This is a genomic window from Streptomyces poonensis, assembly GCF_014650915.1.
In the GTDB taxonomy this organism is placed as follows: Bacteria; Actinomycetota; Actinomycetes; order Streptomycetales; family Streptomycetaceae; genus Streptomyces; species Streptomyces poonensis.
The window spans coordinates 1-773 of the sequence record NZ_BMVW01000043.1 but is presented as its reverse complement, the minus strand read 5'-3'; the positions used below and the strand labels follow the sequence as shown (position 1 = coordinate 773).

The window sequence follows — 773 nt, the reverse complement described above, 5'->3', positions numbered from 1 at the left end:
AACTCGCAGGCTCATTCTTCAAAAGGCACGCAGTCACGAGACACCAGCAAGCTGATGTCCGACGCTCCCACGGCTTGTAGGCACACGGTTTCAGGTACTATTTCACTCCGCTCCCGCGGTACTTTTCACCATTCCCTCACGGTACTATCCGCTATCGGTCACCAGGGAATATTTAGGCTTAGCGGGTGGTCCCGCCAGATTCACACGGGATTTCTCGGGCCCCGTGCTACTTGGGTGTCTCTCAAACGAGCCGTACAGATTTCAGCTACGGGGGTCTTACCCTCTACGCCGGACCTTTCGCATGTCCTTCGCCTACCCATACGGTTTCTGACTCGTCTCACGGCCGGCAGACCGTGAAAGAGAGATCCCACAACCCCGCATGCGCAACCCCTGCCGGGTCTCACACGCATACGGTTTGGCCTCATCCGGTTTCGCTCGCCACTACTCCCGGAATCACGGTTGTTTTCTCTTCCTGCGGGTACTGAGATGTTTCACTTCCCCGCGTTCCCTCCACACTGCCTATGTGTTCAGCAGTGGGTGACAGCCCATGACGACTGCCGGGTTTCCCCATTCGGAAACCCCCGGATCAAAGCCTGGTTGACGACTCCCCGGGGACTATCGCGGCCTCCCACGTCCTTCATCGGTTCCTGGTGCCAAGGCATCCACCGTGCGCCCTTAAAAACTTGGCCACAGATGCTCGCGTCCACTGTGCAGTTCTCAAACAACGACCAACCACCCATCACCCACCGCGCACTCGCGACGGTTCACTGGGG

At 58.3% G+C, this 773-nt stretch carries 1 rRNA gene; it reads right to left on the bottom strand.

The features are described from left to right. Positions 1-689, bottom strand: a 23S ribosomal RNA gene (locus IE242_RS37270); the annotation flags it as partial. Positions 690-773 lie beyond the last annotated feature (84 nt).